15 protein-coding genes are annotated in these 16812 nt (G+C 66.6%); 3 read left to right on the top strand and 12 right to left on the bottom strand.

The window, feature by feature from the left end; all coding sequences use genetic code 11:
* Window positions 1-212: 212 nt before the first annotated feature.
* From C693_RS0111885 to acnD, 4 genes are all read right to left on the bottom strand, one after another.
* The gene (locus C693_RS0111885) at window positions 213-1664 is read right to left on the bottom strand and encodes a bifunctional 2-methylcitrate dehydratase/aconitate hydratase (protein WP_017462500.1); all 1452 of its coding nucleotides are present in this window, start codon (window positions 1662-1664) and stop codon (window positions 213-215) included.
* 130 nt (window positions 1665-1794) lie between these two features.
* A complete protein-coding gene (gene prpF, locus C693_RS0111880) occupies window positions 1795-2979 on the bottom strand; it encodes a 2-methylaconitate cis-trans isomerase PrpF (RefSeq protein WP_017462499.1) in 1185 nt (394 codons plus the stop codon).
* Window positions 2980-3007: 28 nt separating this feature from the next.
* On the bottom strand, window positions 3008-3592 hold the full coding sequence (locus tag C693_RS23730; protein WP_157798614.1) for a 2'-5' RNA ligase family protein: 585 nt from the start codon (window positions 3590-3592) through the stop codon (window positions 3008-3010).
* Window positions 3589-6183, bottom strand: a complete 2595-nt coding sequence (gene acnD, locus C693_RS0111870) for a Fe/S-dependent 2-methylisocitrate dehydratase AcnD (RefSeq protein WP_017462497.1) — start codon at window positions 6181-6183, stop codon at window positions 3589-3591. The genes C693_RS23730 and acnD overlap by 4 nt, the downstream gene beginning before the upstream one ends.
* 399 nt (window positions 6184-6582) lie before the next feature.
* Here acnD and C693_RS0111865 point away from each other — a divergent pair, with 399 nt between their 5' ends.
* Window positions 6583-7263, top strand: coding sequence for a TerC family protein (locus C693_RS0111865; RefSeq protein WP_017462496.1), 681 nt, complete (start codon window positions 6583-6585; stop codon window positions 7261-7263).
* Between the two features lies 1 nt (window position 7264).
* Here C693_RS0111865 and C693_RS0111860 read toward each other — a convergent pair whose 3' ends face one another.
* The 8 genes from C693_RS0111860 to prpB form a co-directional block, all read right to left on the bottom strand.
* Window positions 7265-7789: a potassium channel family protein gene (locus C693_RS0111860; protein ID WP_017462495.1), complete on the bottom strand. Its 525-nt coding sequence runs from the start codon at window positions 7787-7789 to the stop codon at window positions 7265-7267.
* Window positions 7790-7924: 135 nt separating this feature from the next.
* Window positions 7925-9289, bottom strand: a complete 1365-nt coding sequence (locus C693_RS0111855; protein ID WP_052329389.1) for an acetate kinase — start codon at window positions 9287-9289, stop codon at window positions 7925-7927.
* 64 nt (window positions 9290-9353) lie between these two features.
* Entirely contained in the window at window positions 9354-9899 is a 546-nt protein-coding gene (locus C693_RS0111850) for a hypothetical protein (protein ID WP_017462493.1), read from the bottom strand.
* An 11-nt stretch (window positions 9900-9910) separates the two neighbouring features.
* Window positions 9911-10600, bottom strand: a complete 690-nt coding sequence (locus C693_RS0111845) for a C39 family peptidase (RefSeq protein ID WP_017462492.1) — start codon at window positions 10598-10600, stop codon at window positions 9911-9913.
* Window positions 10597-10881: a hypothetical protein gene (locus C693_RS0111840; RefSeq protein WP_017462491.1), complete on the bottom strand. Its 285-nt coding sequence runs from the start codon at window positions 10879-10881 to the stop codon at window positions 10597-10599. The genes C693_RS0111845 and C693_RS0111840 overlap by 4 nt, the downstream gene beginning before the upstream one ends.
* Window positions 10882-11137: 256 nt before the next feature.
* On the bottom strand, window positions 11138-12040 hold the full coding sequence (locus tag C693_RS0111835) for a hypothetical protein (protein WP_026107372.1): 903 nt from the start codon (window positions 12038-12040) through the stop codon (window positions 11138-11140).
* 386 nt (window positions 12041-12426) lie between these two features.
* Window positions 12427-13572 carry a bifunctional 2-methylcitrate synthase/citrate synthase gene (prpC, locus tag C693_RS0111830; RefSeq protein WP_017462489.1) on the bottom strand — a complete coding sequence of 382 codons (1146 nt, stop codon included), beginning with the start codon at window positions 13570-13572 and terminating at the stop codon, window positions 12427-12429.
* A gap of 69 nt (window positions 13573-13641) precedes the next feature.
* Window positions 13642-14529, bottom strand: coding sequence for a methylisocitrate lyase (gene prpB, locus C693_RS0111825; protein ID WP_017462488.1), 888 nt, complete (start codon window positions 14527-14529; stop codon window positions 13642-13644).
* Window positions 14530-14645: 116 nt separating this feature from the next.
* On the opposite strand from prpB, the gene C693_RS0111820 reads away from it, so the two are divergent.
* Both C693_RS0111820 and ahpC read left to right on the top strand, forming a co-directional pair.
* The gene (locus tag C693_RS0111820) at window positions 14646-15959 is read left to right on the top strand and encodes a dicarboxylate/amino acid:cation symporter (RefSeq protein ID WP_017462487.1); all 1314 of its coding nucleotides are present in this window, start codon (window positions 14646-14648) and stop codon (window positions 15957-15959) included.
* A gap of 213 nt (window positions 15960-16172) precedes the next feature.
* A complete protein-coding gene (gene ahpC / locus C693_RS0111815; protein WP_017462486.1) occupies window positions 16173-16736 on the top strand; it encodes an alkyl hydroperoxide reductase subunit C in 564 nt (187 codons plus the stop codon).
* Window positions 16737-16812: the final 76 nt, after the last annotated feature.

The raw sequence follows: 16812 nt of genomic DNA, 5'->3' as shown, positions 1-16812 counted from the left end.
GCGTGAACGGCACCTACGCCGCCCAGGGCCAGAGCAATCAGAAAATACAAGCCCTTACGTTTCATCAGGTGTCTCCTTGGTGGTAACCCGTACTCGAAAAATCGTCGGAATGCTCGCCGCACCGTTCGAGGTCGAAAAGCGGAGCTTTTCGATCGCAGGAGGAGTTCGGCGCCACCCCTTAAGGTGAATTCGATTATCGGGTCACGCCGTCTTTACAGCGTGAAAAGTTCCACGAAATGCTGAACCGGCATTGAGTCGAGGCGGGAGGCATCAGCTACGGCATTCATGATTTCCCCGCCCCTCATTGGCGGGAAGTGTCCGCGGATGGCGGCTTCGAACTTGTCCCGCAGCAGCGGAACACCCTCGGCGCGGCGCATGCGATGACCGACCGGATAGTCGATCGACACCTTTTGCGTACTCGAACCATCCTTGAAGAACACCTGTACCGAGTTTCCGATATAGCGCCTGCCGGGATCGAAATAGTCCCTGGTGAAATCCGGGTTCTCGCTGACCACCATCTTTTCGCGCAGCGCGTCGATGCGCGGATCGGCGGCGACCTCGTCACTGTAGTCGTCGGCGGTGAGGCGACCGAAGATCAGCGGCACGGCGACCATGTACTGGATGCAGTGATCGCGGTCGGCATAGTTGGCCAGCGGGCCGGTCTTGTCGATGATGCGGCGTCCCGCTTCCTGGGTCTCGATCGCCACCTTCTCGATCTGCTCGATCCTGCCCGCCACCTGCCCGTGCAGCTGCATGGCGCACTCCACCGCGGTCTGCGCATGGAACTCGGCCGGGAAGCTGATCTTGAACAGCACGTTTTCCATCACATAGCTGCCGAACGGTCGCTCGAACTCGAACGCCCGACCCTTGAAGGCGACGTCGTAGTAGCCCCACGTCCCGGCGCTGAGCGCCGAGGGATAGCCGACCGCGTCGCGATATACGGCGTTGATCGCATGGGTGACGGCGCGGCGGCAGGCGTCGCCGGCGGCCCAGCTCTTGCGCGGCCCGGTGTTCGGTGCGTGGCGATAGGTGCGCAGCGCGCCGTTGTCGATCCAGCTGTGCGACACAGCGTTGATGATCTGCCTCTTGTCGCCGCCCAGCATCGCGGTGGTTACCGCAGTGGACGCCAGCCGCACCAGGATCACGTGGTCCTGGCCGACCCGGTTGAAGCTGTTCTTCAGCGCGTAACAGCCCTGGATCTCATGCGCCTTGATCGCCCAGGTCAGCACGTCGCGCACGGTCAGCGGCTCGCCGCCCTCGCGCTCGGCCTTGCGGCTCAGGTAATCGGCCACGGCCAGGATCGCGCCCAGGTTGTCCGACGGATGCCCCCACTCCGCCGCCAGCCAGGTGTCGTTGAAATCCAGCCAGCGGATCTGCGTGCCGATCGCGAAGGCGGCCTGCGCCGGATCGAGCTCATGGCTGGTGCCCGGCACACGGGAGCCGCCCGGCAGGATCGCCCCCGGCACCAGCGGGCCGAGGTGCTTGACGCACTCGGGGAACTTCATCGCCAGTATGGCGGTGGCCAGCGAGTCGAGCAGCATGTGGCGGGCGGTGTCGTACGCCTCGACCGAATCGATCCGGCAATCGATCACATAGTCGGCGATGTCGACCATCGGCTGGTCGGGATCGGGACGCTTGGCGGAACGAATATCGTGCGCGCTCATGAGGCTCGTCTCCTGGCAGCAGGGAAAACGCCTCGGATTCGGGGGTGCTGCCCCCGTCACCGGACGCGATTCCTATAGAGACTACCCATGCGGCGTCACGGCAGCGAAAAAGCACCCAGCGCGCGCCGGCTCACCCCGCAGGCACGCGTACCCAGCCTTCCATCAGCACGCGCGCGCTGCGGCTCATGACCGCCTTGGTGACGGTCCACACACCATCCACCAGCGCGGCCTCGGCACCCACCCGCAGCGTGCCCGACGGATGACCGAAGCGCACCGACTGGCGCTCGCCACCGCCGGCAGCCCGGTTCACCAGCGTGCCGGGAATCGCCGCGGCGGTGCCGATCGCCACCGCCGCCGTGCCCATCATGGCGTGGTGCAGCTTGCCCATCGACATCGCGCGCACCAGCAGGTCGATGTCGCCGGCCTTCACCGGCTTGCCGCTCGAGGCGACGTAGTCGGCCGGCGGCGCGACGAAGGCTACCTTGGGCGTGTGCTGGCGCGTGGCGATCTGGTCGAGCGAGGCGATCAGGCCCATGCGCAGCGCGCCGTGCGCACGGATCGTCTCGAACATCGCCAGCGCCTTGTCGTCGCCGTTGATGGCGCCCTGCAGCTCGGTACCGGTGTAGCCGATGGCGGCGGCCTCGACGAAGATCGTGGGAATGCCGGCGTTGATCATGGTGGCCCTGAGCGTGCCGACGCCCGGCACCTCGAGATCGTCGACCACGCTTCCGGTGGGGAACATCGCACCGCTCGCGCCCTCTTCCTCGGCGGCCGGATCCATGAACTCCAGTTGCACCTCGGCGGCGGGGAACGTCACGCCGTCCAGTTCGAAGTCGCCGGTCTCCTGCACCGCGCCGTCGGTCATCGGCACGTGGGCGACGATCGTCTTGCCGATGTTGGCCTGCCAGATGCGCACGATCGCGATACCGTCGCGCGGCACGCGGGCAGGATCGACCAGCCCGCTGGCGATGGCGAACGGACCGACCGCCGCGGAAAGATTCCCGCAGTTGCCGCTCCAGTCGACGAACGCCTTGTCGATCGCCACCTGGCCGAACAGGTAATCCACGTCGTGGTCCGGCCGCGCGCTCCGGGACACGATGACCGTCTTGCTGGTGCTGGAGGTGGCGCCGCCCATGCCGTCGATCTGCTTGCCGTAGGGATCGGGGCTGCCGATCACCCGCTGCAGCAGCGCATCGCGGGCAGGCCCTGGCATCCGGGCAGCCTCGGGCAAATCCTCGAGGCGGAAGAACACGCCCTTGCTGGTGCCGCCACGCATGTAGGTGGCGGGAATGCGGATCTGTGCAGCATGCGACATGGGAGTCTCCGGAGGTGCTCGCGCCGCTTCAGAACAAGCCGGACTGCGTAGCGGGGGGATCGATTTCAGGCAGCAACGGCCAACGGCCGATGATGTCGTAACGGTAAGGATGGCCACCACCGATGACGAGACACAGCTCGTCGATGGTCCAGGGGATGGGCGGATCGAGCACGATCTTGTCCAGCGGCTCGGGGGCGCGATAGCTCAGGGTCATGTGCGGCGTCACGCCGGTGGCGATGTCGCCAAATCCTGCTTCAACGAGGCGACCCTGCACTTCCTTGAGCAACGCGGTGAATGCCTTCGGGACTCCGCGCGCGCGCATCGTGCAGTGAATCTTTCCCGGCACGATGGCCCTTCCGTCGATGCGATTGAAATACAACGTAAACGACCGTGCGCAGATGGCTTTACCCACCTGCAATAGCGCCAAGCGCACCATCTCGGATGGAGAATGGATGGCTGCGGAAAGCGACTGGTGTAGATTTTCCAGCGGAACCAGCGCATCTCCAAGACGCTTGTCCAGCCCAGCCTCCATCAGCCGAGTGCCAATGCCTCGCGCGCATGCTGCCCCGGGCACGACCGCGAAGAACGCACGCGGCTCCGCGACCCGACTCATGCCGCCTGCGAGGCCTCGAGAAAGTCCTGCGCGAAGCGCTGCAGCACGCCACCGGCCTCGTAGATCGACACTTCCTCGGCGGTGTCGAGACGGCAGGTCACCGGTACCTCGACGCGCTCGCCGTTCCGGCGGTGGATGACCAGGGTGAGGTCGGCGCGCGGCGTGCGTGCACCCACCACGTCGAAAGTCTCGCTGCCGTCGATGCCCAGCGTCTTGCGGTCAGCGCCGGGCTTGAACTCCAGCGGCAGCACGCCCATGCCGATCAGGTTGGTGCGGTGGATGCGCTCGAAGCCCTCGGCCGCGATCGCCTCCACGCCGGCCAGGCGCACGCCCTTGGCGGCCCAGTCGCGCGACGAGCCCTGGCCGTAGTCGGCGCCGGCGATCACGATCAGCGGCTGCTTGCGCTCCATGTAGGTCTCGATCGCCTCCCACATGCGCATGACCTTGCCTTCCGGCTCGACGCGGGCCAGCGAACCGCGCTTCGTTTCACCATCGACCACGGCCATCTCGTTGACCAGGGTCGGGTTGGCGAAGGTGGCGCGCTGCGCGGTGAGATGGTCGCCGCGGTGGGTCGCGTACGAATTGAAGTCCTCTTCCGGCAGGCCCATCTTCGCCAGGTACTCGCCCGCCGCGCTGGTCGGCAGGATCGCGTTGGAGGGCGACAGGTGATCGGTGGTGATGTTGTCGCCGAGCACCGCCAGCGGACGCATGCCGGTGAGGCTGCGCGCGCCGGCGAGGGCACCCTCCCAGTACGGCGGACGGCGGATGTAGGTGCTCTGCGGCCGCCAGGCGTACAGCGGCGCGGCGCGATCTCCGCCCCGACCGGCGCGCGAGAACATCGGCTCGTAGACCGCCCGGAACTGCTCGGGCTTCACGCTGGCCGAGACGATCGCATCGATCTCCTCGTCCGTCGGCCAGATGTCCTTCAGCGTCACCGGCTGGCCGTCGGCATCGACGCCGAGCACGTCCTTCTCGATATCGAAGCGGATGGTGCCGGCGATGGCGTAGGCCACCACCAGCGGCGGCGAGGCGAGGAAGGCCTGCTTCGCGTACGGGTGGATGCGGCCGTCGAAGTTGCGGTTGCCCGACAGCACGGCAGTGGAATACAGGTCGCGGTCGATGATCTCCTGCTGGATCTTCGGATCGAGCGCGCCGGACATGCCGTTGCAGGTGGTGCAGGCGAACGCGACGATGCCGAAGCCGAGCTGTTCCAGCTCCGGCAGCAGACCCGCCTCCTTCAGGTACAGCTCCACCGCCTTCGAGCCGGGGGCCAGCGAACTCTTCACCCACGGCTTGCGGGTGAGCCCGCGCTCGTTGGCGTTGCGCGCCAGCAGCGCGGCGGCGATCACGTTGCGCGGATTGCTGGTGTTGGTGCAGCTGGTGATGGCGGCGATGATCACCGCGCCGTCCGGCATCTGGCCCGGCTGCTCGGTCCACGCGCCGGCAATGCCGCGCGCGGCCAGATCGGACGTCGGCAGCCGTTTGTGCGGGTTGGACGGGCCGGCCATGTTGCGCACCACCGAGGACAGGTCGAACGTCAGCGTGCGCTCGTACTGCGCGCCGGCGAGCGCGTCGGCCCACAGCCCGGTCGCCCTGGCATAGGTCTCCACCAGCTTGACCTGCTCGTCGCTGCGGCCGGTCAGGCGCAGGTAGTCGGTGGTCTGGCCGTCGATGAAGAACATCGCGGCGGTGGCGCCGTATTCCGGTGCCATGTTGGAGATGGTGGCGCGATCGCCCAGGGTGAGCGCCGCGGCACCCTCGCCGCGGAACTCCAGCCATGCGCCCACCACCTTCGACGCGCGCAGGAATTCGGTCAGCGCCAGCACGATGTCGGTGGCGGTGATGCCCGGCTGCGGACGCCCGGTGAGTTCCACGCCGACGATGTCGGGCAGGCGCATCCACGAGGCGCGGCCGAGCATCACGCTCTCGGCTTCCAGTCCGCCCACGCCCACGGCGATCACGCCCAGCGCGTCCACGTGCGGCGTGTGGCTGTCGGTGCCCACGCAGGTATCTGGGAAGGCTACCCCTTCGAGTACCTGCACCACTGGCGACATCTTCTCCAGATTGATCTGATGCATGATGCCGTTGCCCGGCGGGATCACGTCGACGTTCTCGAACGCCCGCTTGGTCCACTCGATGAAGTGGAAGCGGTCCTCGTTGCGGCGATCCTCGATGGCACGGTTCTTCGCGAAGGCGTTCGGATCGAAGCCGCCGCACTCCACCGCCAGCGAGTGGTCGACGATCAACTGCACCGGCACCACCGGGTTCACTTCGGCCGGGTCACCGCCGCGCTCGGCGATCGCGTCGCGCAGGCCGGCCAGGTCGACCAGCGCGGTCTGGCCGAGGATGTCGTGGCACACCACGCGGGCCGGGAACCACGGAAAATCCCGCTCGCGCCTGCGCTCGATGAGCTGCTTCAGCGACTCGGTGAGGATCGCCGGGTCGCAGCGGCGCACCAGGTTCTCGGCCAGCACGCGCGAGGTGTAGGGCAGCGCGTCGTAGGCCCCCGGCTGGATCGCCTCCACGGCGGCGCGTGCATCGAAGTAGTCCAGCGAGGTGCCGGGAAGGGACTTTCGGTAAACATTGTTCATAGGGGTCGGAAATCCTCGAGACAAACACTCGCTGACGGCAGATCGTGCCCGCGCCGGCGCATCTGCTCCGGCACCCTGCCGGGGCGTCACGGACCGGCAGCCCGGCAGAACGTGCGGAACGACGCAAAGCCTGCCTATTGTAGCGGGAGGGAGGCGTCGTCCCGAGGACTTCGGCTTGACCGGTATGCGCGGCGACCTCGACAATGCCCGGGTACTGACCCCAAAGGGGAGTAGTTCCGAGCGTCGCTTCACCCGGCGTTCGTGCGGTGGTCGTCATCACGAGCGGAGCACCGCTCCGGTCACCGCAGCGGCTTTGTCGCGAACGAGACTTTTGCGGTAACCGCGGGGCGGCGTGCGCCCGTGGTTGCTGCATTTGTCCCGCGCGCAGGAATGAACCGCATGGATTTCCTCTCCCCCGAATTCTTCTCCGGCCTGGCGGCGATCGTGCTGCTCGACCTTGTGCTGGCTGGCGACAATGCGATCGTGATCGCCCTCGCCGCGCGCAATCTGCCGCCCAGGCTGCAGAAGAAGGCGGTGTTCTGGGGCACGTTCGGTGCCGTGGGCGTGCGCGTCCTGCTGACCGCGATCGTGGTCTACCTGCTCAAGCTGCCCGGTCTGATGCTGGCCGGCGGCCTGCTGCTGTTGCCGATCGCCTGGAAGCTGCTCAAGCACGAGGAGGAAGATCCCGACGTCAGCCCCGGCGACACGTTCTGGTCGGCGCTCAAGACCATCGTGGTGGCCGACGCGCTGATGGGCCTGGACAACGTGCTGGCGATCGCCGGTGCGTCCAAGGGCCACATGGGGCTGGTGATCCTCGGGCTGCTGATCAGCGTGCCGCTGGTGGTGTGGGGCAGCACGCTGATCCTGAAGCTGATCGCACGCTTCCCGATGATCATCTATGTCGGCGCGGCGGCCATCGCCTGGACCGCGGCACGCATGATCGCCCACGACAACCTGGTCGCGCGCTGGTTCGACCCTCGCCCGTGGGCCGCCTATGCGCTCGACGCATGGCTGGTGCTGGCGGTCTGCGGCGGCGGCTGGCTTGTCCGGCGCCGCCAGCGACGGAACGCGCACGACTGACTCAGTCGCGCCGCCAGAAGCGGCCCATCTCCAGGAACGTGAACGAGGCCGACCAGGTGATCAGCACAAAGCCGGTGAGCGCCTCGGTGCCCGCCAGGAAGCGCACCGGCCCGAAAGGAATCACGTCACCGAAGCCCACCGTGGTGAACGTCACGGCCGAAAAGTACACATGGTCGACCAGCGAACCGGCCGCGATGCCGTGGACGTGGCCGAACGACGGACTGATCGACTGCAGCAGGTAGAACGCCACGCCGAAGATCCAGATTTCGCAGACGTGCACGCTGAGCACGCCGAAGATGCCGTAAAGCACCTGGCGGCGGTGATGCCTCCCGGTCCGGTCCTTGCCCCCCAGTCGGCGCGACAGCCACGAGAGCACCTCGTAATGCAGCGTCACGCAGAGGCCGACCGCCACGGTGGTGGCGACGATCACGGCCAGGTTCACGCCCCAGTCGCCATAGGCATCGCCGTCTGCCGGTGTGCCACCGGATGCGGCCGCCACCAGCCCGCCGAGCAGCCACGCCTGCATGGTTCCTCTCCCGCGGAGACCGCCCTTTCGCGCGGTCACTGGCACCATGCCAGAGCCGCCCGCCGTCGATCTTACAGACGAGGGCCGCGGCAGCGAAATCGGCCACGGCCGGTCACTCGGCGCCGCGGATGGAACTCAGTACATCATCGGCACGCGCACCGTGACGGTGGCATCGGGCGTGTCGCGGGTCACGCCGACACCGAGCGTGAAGTTCAGGGTGCGCTTGTTGTCGTAGCGGTAGGAGCCGCCGACCAGCAGGGTGCCCAGTACGCTGCGCGCCGTCCCCGCCACCTTCTGGCCGTTCTGCCGGGTGAGCCCGACCAGGCTCAGGTCGTAGCCGATGCTGAAGGAAGCCTTCTCGTTCAGGGCCAGCCCCATGCCGACACTTGCATCGACGATGTCGCCGACCTTCACCGTGCCGAGCGGCTCCCTGCCGCCCGCCAGGACGGTGCGCGTGACATGGCTGCGCGGGAAGTTGTGCAGGTAGCTCACGTTGCCGAAGAACACCACCGGGTCGGACGGGAACAGCCAGGTCAGGCCGGGCTGCACCGAGTAGAAGCCCGAGCCACGGGGCAGTTCCAGCGGAAGACCGGTTCCGGTGGTGTTCTGCACGCAGCGGCTCACGCAGTCGGTGGTGACTTCGAAGGGGTCCTTGCCGGTGCGCGACTTCACCCGTAGCCAGCCAATGTAGTAGGGCCGGTCGGCGCCACCGTCGTTCATCTGGTAGCGCGCGGTGGCCTCGATATCGCCGATGCCGTGGCCATGTGAGGTGAACACCTTGTCGGTGGCGCTGCCGGTGAAGATCTCCCGGCTGATCGTGTCGGTGTGCCCGTAGACGTAAGGGACCCGCAGTTCCAGCTCCATGCGGTTGCTGACGCCGTAGCGGAACGCCAGCGCGCCCGTCTGGGTGGTGGTCTTGACCTGCCGCGCATCGACCAGCCCGATCAGCACGGCGGGAATCACCGTGTAACCGATCAACGCCACCCGCTCGTTCGACGAATAGGCGAATTGATACGACGGCTCGACCACGAGCTTGCCGCGGGCGGTCAGTACGCCTGGCTGATCGAAGATCGGAGCCACCTCGGGTGGGCGCTCGTCACGCTCGGGCGCCTTTCCGACCGGCCGCTCCTGCGACTGCAGGACCGGGGCGGCATCATCCGGCATGGGCAGCGCGGTGGCCATGCGCCCACCCGCGGCCACGTTGCCCGCTCGCTGCTGGTCGAGCACGTCGGCGCCCACGGCGTGCCGCAACGCCCGGTAGTCGGCCTCCTGCGCCGCCAGCGCGCGCTTCAATTGGGCAATCTGCTGGTCCTGCCTGGCGAGTTCGCTGCGCATGGCATCGAGTCGCGCGGCCTGATCGGCCAGATTTTTCCGGATCACGGCGGACAACGGATCCGGATCCGACGGCACCGGCGGGTCCTGTGCGCGGACCGTGCCACCGAGCAGGATCATTCCAGCACAGGCTGCGATGCGCCCGGCTTGACATGCTTTCTGCTTCATCGAGATTTCCCCGGCGGTCGGTGGCAGGTAGGTCGTTTCAGGCGGTCGCTCGCGTACGGTTTCCTTACTGGCCGATGCGGCTGGACATGGCCGACTGCAGCGAACCCTGCAGGTCCACGCCGTTGAGCAGTCCCAGGCCGCTCAACGTGACATCCAGGCGGGTCAGGCTCTGGATGTTCTGGTTGTCCAGGCTGTTCTGGATCACCGTTGCGCCGAGGCCGGCGGCCTGCCGGAGCACCGTCGGATCGACGGTGTTGCCGGGGCCGATCTGGATCACGTTCACCGCGCCGGCCGCGGCTGCCAGCGCCTCGGCCTGCTGCCGGGTGATGTGCGCGATATCGGGAATCTTCACGCTGCTGCTGGAGACCAGGCTGCCGCCGACGAACACCAGTCGTTCCAGGCCGAACGAAACCACCAGTCCGCGGCCATCGTCGAAGCCGCCGCGCACATCCGCCAGGCGCTGGTCGCTCACGGGCTGCCAGACATGGGTCGGCGCCAGGGTCGCTCCCGCGGCGGGCGCTGAAGCCCCCTGCGCCGCCGCAAGGCCACTGAAGGCGATGCCGCCCAGGACACAGAGGCGGCGACACAGGTAGGTCATGGATCGTTTCATCGCAGGCTCCTTCAGATGTCCCCGGGCCCGCGACGCGGCATCACGATGCCCTCGAGCCCGCGGCGGTCGATGGCCAGCCCGAGCGGCGCCAGCGGAGCCACGCGCCAGTCGTCCGGACTGTTGAAGATGGCCAACCCGCGCCGGTTGTGAATCACGAAGATGAGGTGCGTCTTCCACGCCGCCTCGAATTGCCGACGCGGAATCGACCGCGTCCCCATCGCCGGATCGCCCACCAGCACCCGGCCGTCCCGCAGGCCCTTGATCACCACGAAATGGTGATAGCCGCGCTCGTCGATCAATGCGATCGCCGGCAAATGTTCCTGCCGAAGCTTGTCCAGCGGCACCTCGAAGCCGTCGGCGTCGAACCCGTGCGCGGCGAGAAAGCGCTTGATGTCGAGCAGGGAGAAGCCTTCGCGATTGATCTTCGCCCGGTCGCCGTGCGCGTACATCTGGGCGAAGGCGGTCTGCTCGCTCACCGGATAGCCGTACTGGTAGGTGAGCAGGGTGGCCACTGCCGCCGAGCCGCAGCTGAAGTCGTACTTCTGCCGGATCGTGTTGCGGAAGCGCGCCTCTTTGAGGCTCGTCACGTGCAAGGTGTATACGCCGCCGGAGACACCTGCCAGCTCCACCGGCGTGTGCGCCACGGCGCCCACCGGGATACCGGCGAGCAGCCACATCAGCGGCGAGGACCATCGCTTCATGGCTGCAGCTTCACGCTGATGATCGTGGCGTTCTGGATCAGCACGCCGTTGCCGGTGTTCTGGATCACCATCGGCAGGCCGGACGCTCCATCGAACGATCCGGAGCTGATCACGTTGCTTCCGGTCACCGCGTGATCGATCTGGTTGTTGCCCACCGTTCCGGTGAGCGTCATCTCCTGGCTGACTTCGGTGCCGCCACTGAGACGGCCCAGCGTCGCGGCATCGACCCGCGGCCCCAGCCCCTCGACCCGTCCGGCCGGGATCACCGCCGTGCTGCGCACGGGCGCAGCAGACGGCTGAGAGTGTGTGACGGGTGCCGCCGGGCTTTCTGCTGCGAGGCTCCACGGCGCAAACATCGCTCCAAGCAGAACCAGCCCACATCGCGCACTGACTGATCGCATGGCCTTGTCTCCGGTGCTTCCGCGCCGCCGCCACGTAACGCGGCAGCACTCGATGGCCATCCACCGGGGCAATGGCTCCCGGTATCCGGCACAAAATCATGGGGCGCCCGAGGCGCCCCATGACGTTTCCCTGCGCTTATGGCCCGACGTTGAGATTCGCCTGGACATTCACGCTTTGCTGGACCAGGGCCCCGATGCCGCTGTTCTGCGCCATCACGGTCACGCCAGCGGCCGCCGCCGCGGCGCCGTCCATGTGGTTGGACATGTCGAACATGCCCGCATCGACGGCATTGGACCCGCCGTTGCCACCCGCGCCGCCATTGCCGGCAAGCGCCGAACCGCCGGTTCCGGCCGCGCCGGCACCGCCCATGCCGCCTGCACCACCGGTGGCATCGGACGCACCGCTGCTGCCGCCGGAGGCGGTCGCCGAGCCGCTGGCGCTGCTGTTGCTGCCACCCGTCGCGCTGCCGCCGGCCCAGCTGCCGCTTCCGCCGGAAGCCGTGCTGGTGTTGGTGCCACCACCACGCGACCGCGCGTGCGCATCGGCATAGTTGTCACCGCTGCTGTCGCCGCCCCAGGCACCGGCATATCCCGCGGCGTCGCCGCTGGCCGCGCCGCTGCCGCCGACGTGGCCACTGCGGGAGGAGGCATTGCCACCATCGCCACCGGAACCACCCCGGCCGCCATAGCCCTTGCCACCGTAGGCGTCGCCGCCGTAGCCGCCCGAGCCGCCGTTGGCGTCACCGAAGTTCTTGGCCACGTTGCCGATATCGCGGACATGGATATCGGTAACCGCGCCGTCGAGCCGGCTGGTGGCGATCGCCCTGTTGCTGTTGAACGAGCTGGCGATCGACGAGGTGGAGGTACTGCTGTTGTTCGCCGAGGCGCTTCCCTGACCGTTGGCGTACGCGTCCGCGTTCGCCGAGGAATTGGCCTGGGCACTGGGTCCGGCTCCGCCGGTCTGGGTCTTGTCAGCCATCGCCGGGAGCGTGAACCCCAGACCGATGCATACCGCTGTTACGAGAAGAGTCTTGCGCATGATCGTTCTCCGGAACATCGCGTTATCCCCCTGCTTCTTGTCTTACGGCCGCCAAGGTGCGTGGCAACATGCATGCCATGTCCCGGGCGACTTCGTCTGTCGCAAGAAATTCAAACAAAATCAAAGGATTGAACGATATCCAGACAAGGGCGGCGCGCATCGATCGATGCACGAAAAACGGGTGCCTGTTTCATCGATGAAGCACCGCAGCGCGGGGCCGCATGCTGCGGATACGGCAAGATCGCCAGATTGACGAGGCCCGGGGCCAGACACCTTGCGGGAGCGGGTGTATCACCGCTGTTACAGGTTGTATCCGCGTGGATCGGGGGCGACGCGCAAAAGAAAAAGGGGCCGCAGCCCCTCTTTCCCTGTCACGGCCTGGTCGATCAGCGCTTGTCGATCGGCACGTAGGTCTGGTCTTCCGGACCGGTGTAGTTCGCGCTGGGACGAATGATCTTGCCGTCCTGGCGCTGCTCGATCACGTGCGCGCTCCAGCCGGAGGTGCGGGCGATCACGAACAGCGGCGTGAACATCGCGGTCGGCACACCCATCATGTGGTACGCGCTGGCCGAGTACCAGTCGAGGTTGGGGAACATCTTCTTGAGGTCCCACATCAGCTTCTCGATCCACTCGGACACCTCGAACAGGGTCGGGTTGCCGCCGTCGGTGCACAGCTTGCGCGAGATCTCCTTGATGATCTCGTTGCGCGGGTCGGACACCGTGTACACCGGATGGCCGAAGCCGATGATGATTTCCTTGCGCTCGACGCGGGCGCGGATGTCGGCCTCTGCATCGGCCGCATTGCGGTACCGCGCGATGATCTCCATCGCCACCTCGTTCGCGCCGCCGTGCTTCGGGCCGCGCAGCGCGCCGATCGCACCGGTGATCGAGGAGTACATGTCCGACCCGGTACCGGCGATCACCCGGGCGGTGAAGGTGGACGCGTTGAACTCGTGCTCGGCGTACAGCACCAGCGACTTGTCCAGCGACTGCGCGTGCAGCTCGCTCGGCTTGCGGCCGTGCAGCAGGTGCAGGAAGTGCGCGGCGATCGACTCGTCGTCGGTCTCGGTCTCGATGCGCTTGCCGTTGTGGCTGAAGTGGTACCAGTACAGCAGCATCGAGCCGAAGCTGGCCATCAGGCGGTCGGCGATGTCGCGCGCGCCGGTGAGGTTGTGGTCTTCCTTCTCCGGCAGCACCGTGCCCAGCACCGAGCAGCCGGTGCGCAGCACGTCCATCGGGTGGGTGGCGGCCGGCAGCAGCTCCATCGCCGCCTTCACCGGTGCCGGCAGGCCGCGCAGGCGCTTGAGCCGGGCCTTGTAGTTCTGCAGCTCGGTCCAGTTCGGCAGCACGCCGTAGACCAGCAGGTGCGCCACCTCCTCGAAGCAGCCCTTGGCCGCCAGGTCGTGGATGTCGTAGCCGCGGTAATGCAGGTCGTTGCCGCTGCGGCCGACCGTGCACAGCGCGGTGTTGCCGGCGGCGACGCCGGACAGCGCCACCGACTTCTTGGCCTTGGGGAGGACTTGCTCACTCATCGAATTTCTCCTGCACGCATGATTCGTCGCGGCAGCGCCGGAGCCGGCGGCCGCGGTGGATGGTGGGATTCACCCCTTTCTGGAAAAAAGCTCGTCCAGACGGCGTTCGTAGTCGTGGTAGCCGATCCGGTCGTAGAGCTCCTCGCGAGTCTGCATGGTGTCCACCACGTTGCGCTGGTGGCCGTCACGGCGAATCGCCTGGTAGACGTTCTCTGCTGCCTTGTTCATCGCGCGGAACGCGGAAAGCGGGTACAGCACGATGCCGACGCCCGCCGTGCGCAGCTCGTCGACGCTGAACAACGGAGTCTTGCCGAACTCGGTGATGTTGGCCAGCACCGGCACCTTCACTGCATCGACAAAACGACGGTAGGTCGGCAAGTCGTAGGCGGCCTCGGCAAAGATGCCGTCCGCACCAGCCTCCACGCACTTGACTGCACGCTCAATCGCCGCGTCCACGCCATCGACGGCGATCGCGTCGGTGCGGGCGATCAGGAAGAAATCCGGATCGGTCCTGGCATCGGCGGCAGCCTTCACGCGGTCGGCCATCTCGTCGGCAGTGACAATCTCCTTGCCGGGACGATGGCCGCACCGTTTGGCGCCGATCTGGTCCTCGATGTGGCAGGCGGCGGCGCCGAACCTGATCAGGCTCTTCACCGTGCGCGCGATGTTGAACGCGCTGGGGCCGAAACCGGTATCGATGTCCACCATCAGCGGCAGGTCACACACATCGGTAATGCGGCGAACGTCGGTCAGCACGTCGTCGAGCGTATTGATCCCGAGATCCGGCAGGCCCAGCGAACCGGCCGCTACGCCGCCACCGGACAGATAGATCGCCCGGTACCCGGCCCGCTTCGCCAGCAGGGCGTGATTGGCATTGATCGCACCGATCACCTGCAGCGGCTGTTCTTCGGCCAGGGCGGCGCGGAAACGCGCGCCGGGGGATGCATGCTGTGCCATATCGCCTCCGGGTAAAGCGAGCATTTTAGCGCAGGGCGGGCCGACGGAAGACTGCTGCGACGCAACAGCCACGGCGGCAGGTGACGCATCGTCGTCCGGCCCGTACAGTCGATCACATGAGCGCCTCCCGAACTCTTGCCAACCGCATCCTCTGGGGCCTGGCGATCGGCATTGCCGCCGCGGTGGCCACGCTGGTCGTCGGGCACTGGTTCCCGGCAGCCCTTGCCTTCATGCAAGGGATTTCGACCAGTCTGCTCGACCCGTTCGGCCAGGTGTTCCTCCGGCTGCTGTTCTTTGTGGTGATCCCGCTGGTATTCGCCTCGCTGGCTTCGGGCGTGCTGCAGCTGGGCCGGCTCGACCGCCTGGGCCCGCTGGCCGGGCGCACTTTCGCGCTTTTCGCGGCAAACATGCTGGTGGCGGTGTTCATTGGCTTGGTAATGATGAACTTGCTGCAGCCCGGGCATCACCTCGCCGCAGGCGCGCAGGATCTGCTGATGAAGGAATACGGCGGCAGTGCGATGCAGGCAGTACGGACCGAGGCGGAGCGCCCCGCGATGACACTCGCCACCGTGGTCGACATGTTCATGCCGCGCAACCTGTTCGGTGCCTTCGTCGGCAATAACCGTGGGGCGCTGGGCGATGTACTGCCCCTGATCGTGTTCGCCATTCTGGTCGGCGCCGCCGGCACGCAACTGGCCGAAGACCGCCGACTTAAGCTGCAAGCCACATTGGACATCATGGCCGAGGTGATGACCGGCATCGTGCACTTCGCTCTCCGGCTGGCACCGTATGCGGTGCCAACGATGATCTACAGTGTGATCGTGAAGGTCGGCGTGGACATCCTGCTGACTCTTTCCGTATTCGTCGTCGGGTGTGCGGTGGCGCTGGCCCTGCAGCTGTTCGGCACGATGTCGATATGGCTCCGGTTCCTCGCTGGACGCTCGCCGCTGGCGTTCTTCCGGCAGGTACGGCCGCTGCTCGTCACCGCGTTCTCCACCAGCTCCAGCAGCGCAACGCTGCCCGCCGCCCTGGCCACCGCGCACGACGACTTGAAGCTGTCGCCAAGCACGTCCGGCTTCGTGTTGCCGCTGGGCGCCACCATGAACATGAGTGGGACCGCACTGTTCGAGGGCTGCGTGGTGCTGTTCGTGGCACAGGCTTTTGGGGTGGAGCTCCCACTGGCCCAGCAGGCCGTCCTGATGTTCCTGGCGGTGCTCAGTGCAGTCGCCGTGGCCGGCATTCCGGGTGGCTCATTGCCACTGATCGCCGGACTGCTTGCGACCTTCCAGGTCCCTCCCGAAGGCATCGGCATCGTGCTCGGCGTCGACCGCATCCTGGACATGCTGCGAACCACGGTGAATGTTGGCAGCGACATCGTCACGGCCACCGTGGTGGATGACCGGGTGCGCGCAACCCATCGCGCCCACTGAGCGCCTCAGCCCGACGCGCACGCCCCCCGGCATGCGGGTGGCCCCGGGCGACGCCGTTCGCGAGCGCATGACGCATGACGATACATAAAAGCTATGCATCCAATGCAAACAATCGATTTGCTGTATTGCACAACCCACCCTTAAGCTAACAACTGATCGCTTGGGCGATACCCGTTGCAACACCCCACCATCCACCAACCACAGGAAGCTGCAATGTCCCTGATCAACACCGAAATCAAGCCGTTCAAGGCGAATGCGTTCAAGGATGGCAAGTTCATCGAAGTGACCGATGCCGACATGAAGGGCAAGTGGTCCGTCGTGATCTTCATGCCGGCCGCCTTCACCTTCAACTGCCCGACCGAGGTCGAGGACGCTGCCGAGCACTACGAGGAGTTCAAGAAGGCCGGTGCCGAGGTGTACATCGTCACCACCGACACCCATTTCTCGCACAAGGTATGGCACGAGACCTCGCCGGCGGTGGGCAAGGCCAAGTTCGCCCTGGTCGGCGACCCGACCCACCAGCTGACCCGCGCGTTCGACGTGCACATCGAGGAAGAAGGCCTGGCCCTGCGCGGCACCTTCATCATCAACCCGGAAGGCGTGATCAAGACGCTGGAGATCCACGACAACGCGATCGCCCGCGACGTCACCGAGACCCTGCGCAAGCTCAAGGCCGCCCAGTACGTCGCTGCCCACCCGAACGAGGTGTGCCCGGCCAAGTGGAAGGAAGGCGAGAAGACCCTCGCTCCGTCGCTGGACCTGGTCGGCAAGATCTGATGCCGCCCGGCGCGCGCATCGCCCCGATGCGCGCGCCCGGTCCGCGGATCACCCGGACCTCTCGTTCTCCCATTGA

Origin of the sequence: Dyella ginsengisoli LA-4 (assembly GCF_000334915.1) — a bacterium.
In the GTDB taxonomy this organism is placed as follows: Bacteria; Pseudomonadota; Gammaproteobacteria; order Xanthomonadales; family Rhodanobacteraceae; genus Dyella_A; species Dyella_A ginsengisoli_A.
This window is presented reverse-complemented; position numbering and strand designations above follow the sequence as displayed.

Coding starts and splice junctions, on each gene's coding strand:
- C693_RS0111885 (WP_017462500.1), bottom strand. CDS start 1,664: ATGAGCGCGCACGATATTCGTTCCGCCAAGCGTCCCGATCCCGACCAG.
- prpF (WP_017462499.1), bottom strand. CDS start 2,979: ATGTCGCATGCTGCACAGATCCGCATTCCCGCCACCTACATGCGTGGC.
- C693_RS23730 (WP_157798614.1), bottom strand. CDS start 3,592: ATGAGTCGGGTCGCGGAGCCGCGTGCGTTCTTCGCGGTCGTGCCCGGG.
- acnD (WP_017462497.1), bottom strand. CDS start 6,183: ATGAACAATGTTTACCGAAAGTCCCTTCCCGGCACCTCGCTGGACTAC.
- C693_RS0111865 (WP_017462496.1), top strand. CDS start 6,583: ATGGATTTCCTCTCCCCCGAATTCTTCTCCGGCCTGGCGGCGATCGTG.
- C693_RS0111860 (WP_017462495.1), bottom strand. CDS start 7,789: ATGCAGGCGTGGCTGCTCGGCGGGCTGGTGGCGGCCGCATCCGGTGGC.
- C693_RS0111855 (WP_052329389.1), bottom strand. CDS start 9,289: ATGAAGCAGAAAGCATGTCAAGCCGGGCGCATCGCAGCCTGTGCTGGA.
- C693_RS0111850 (WP_017462493.1), bottom strand. CDS start 9,899: ATGAAACGATCCATGACCTACCTGTGTCGCCGCCTCTGTGTCCTGGGC.
- C693_RS0111845 (WP_017462492.1), bottom strand. CDS start 10,600: ATGAAGCGATGGTCCTCGCCGCTGATGTGGCTGCTCGCCGGTATCCCG.
- C693_RS0111835 (WP_026107372.1), bottom strand. CDS start 12,040: ATGCGCAAGACTCTTCTCGTAACAGCGGTATGCATCGGTCTGGGGTTC.
- prpC (WP_017462489.1), bottom strand. CDS start 13,572: ATGAGTGAGCAAGTCCTCCCCAAGGCCAAGAAGTCGGTGGCGCTGTCC.
- prpB (WP_017462488.1), bottom strand. CDS start 14,529: ATGGCACAGCATGCATCCCCCGGCGCGCGTTTCCGCGCCGCCCTGGCC.
- C693_RS0111820 (WP_017462487.1), top strand. CDS start 14,646: ATGAGCGCCTCCCGAACTCTTGCCAACCGCATCCTCTGGGGCCTGGCG.
- ahpC (WP_017462486.1), top strand. CDS start 16,173: ATGTCCCTGATCAACACCGAAATCAAGCCGTTCAAGGCGAATGCGTTC.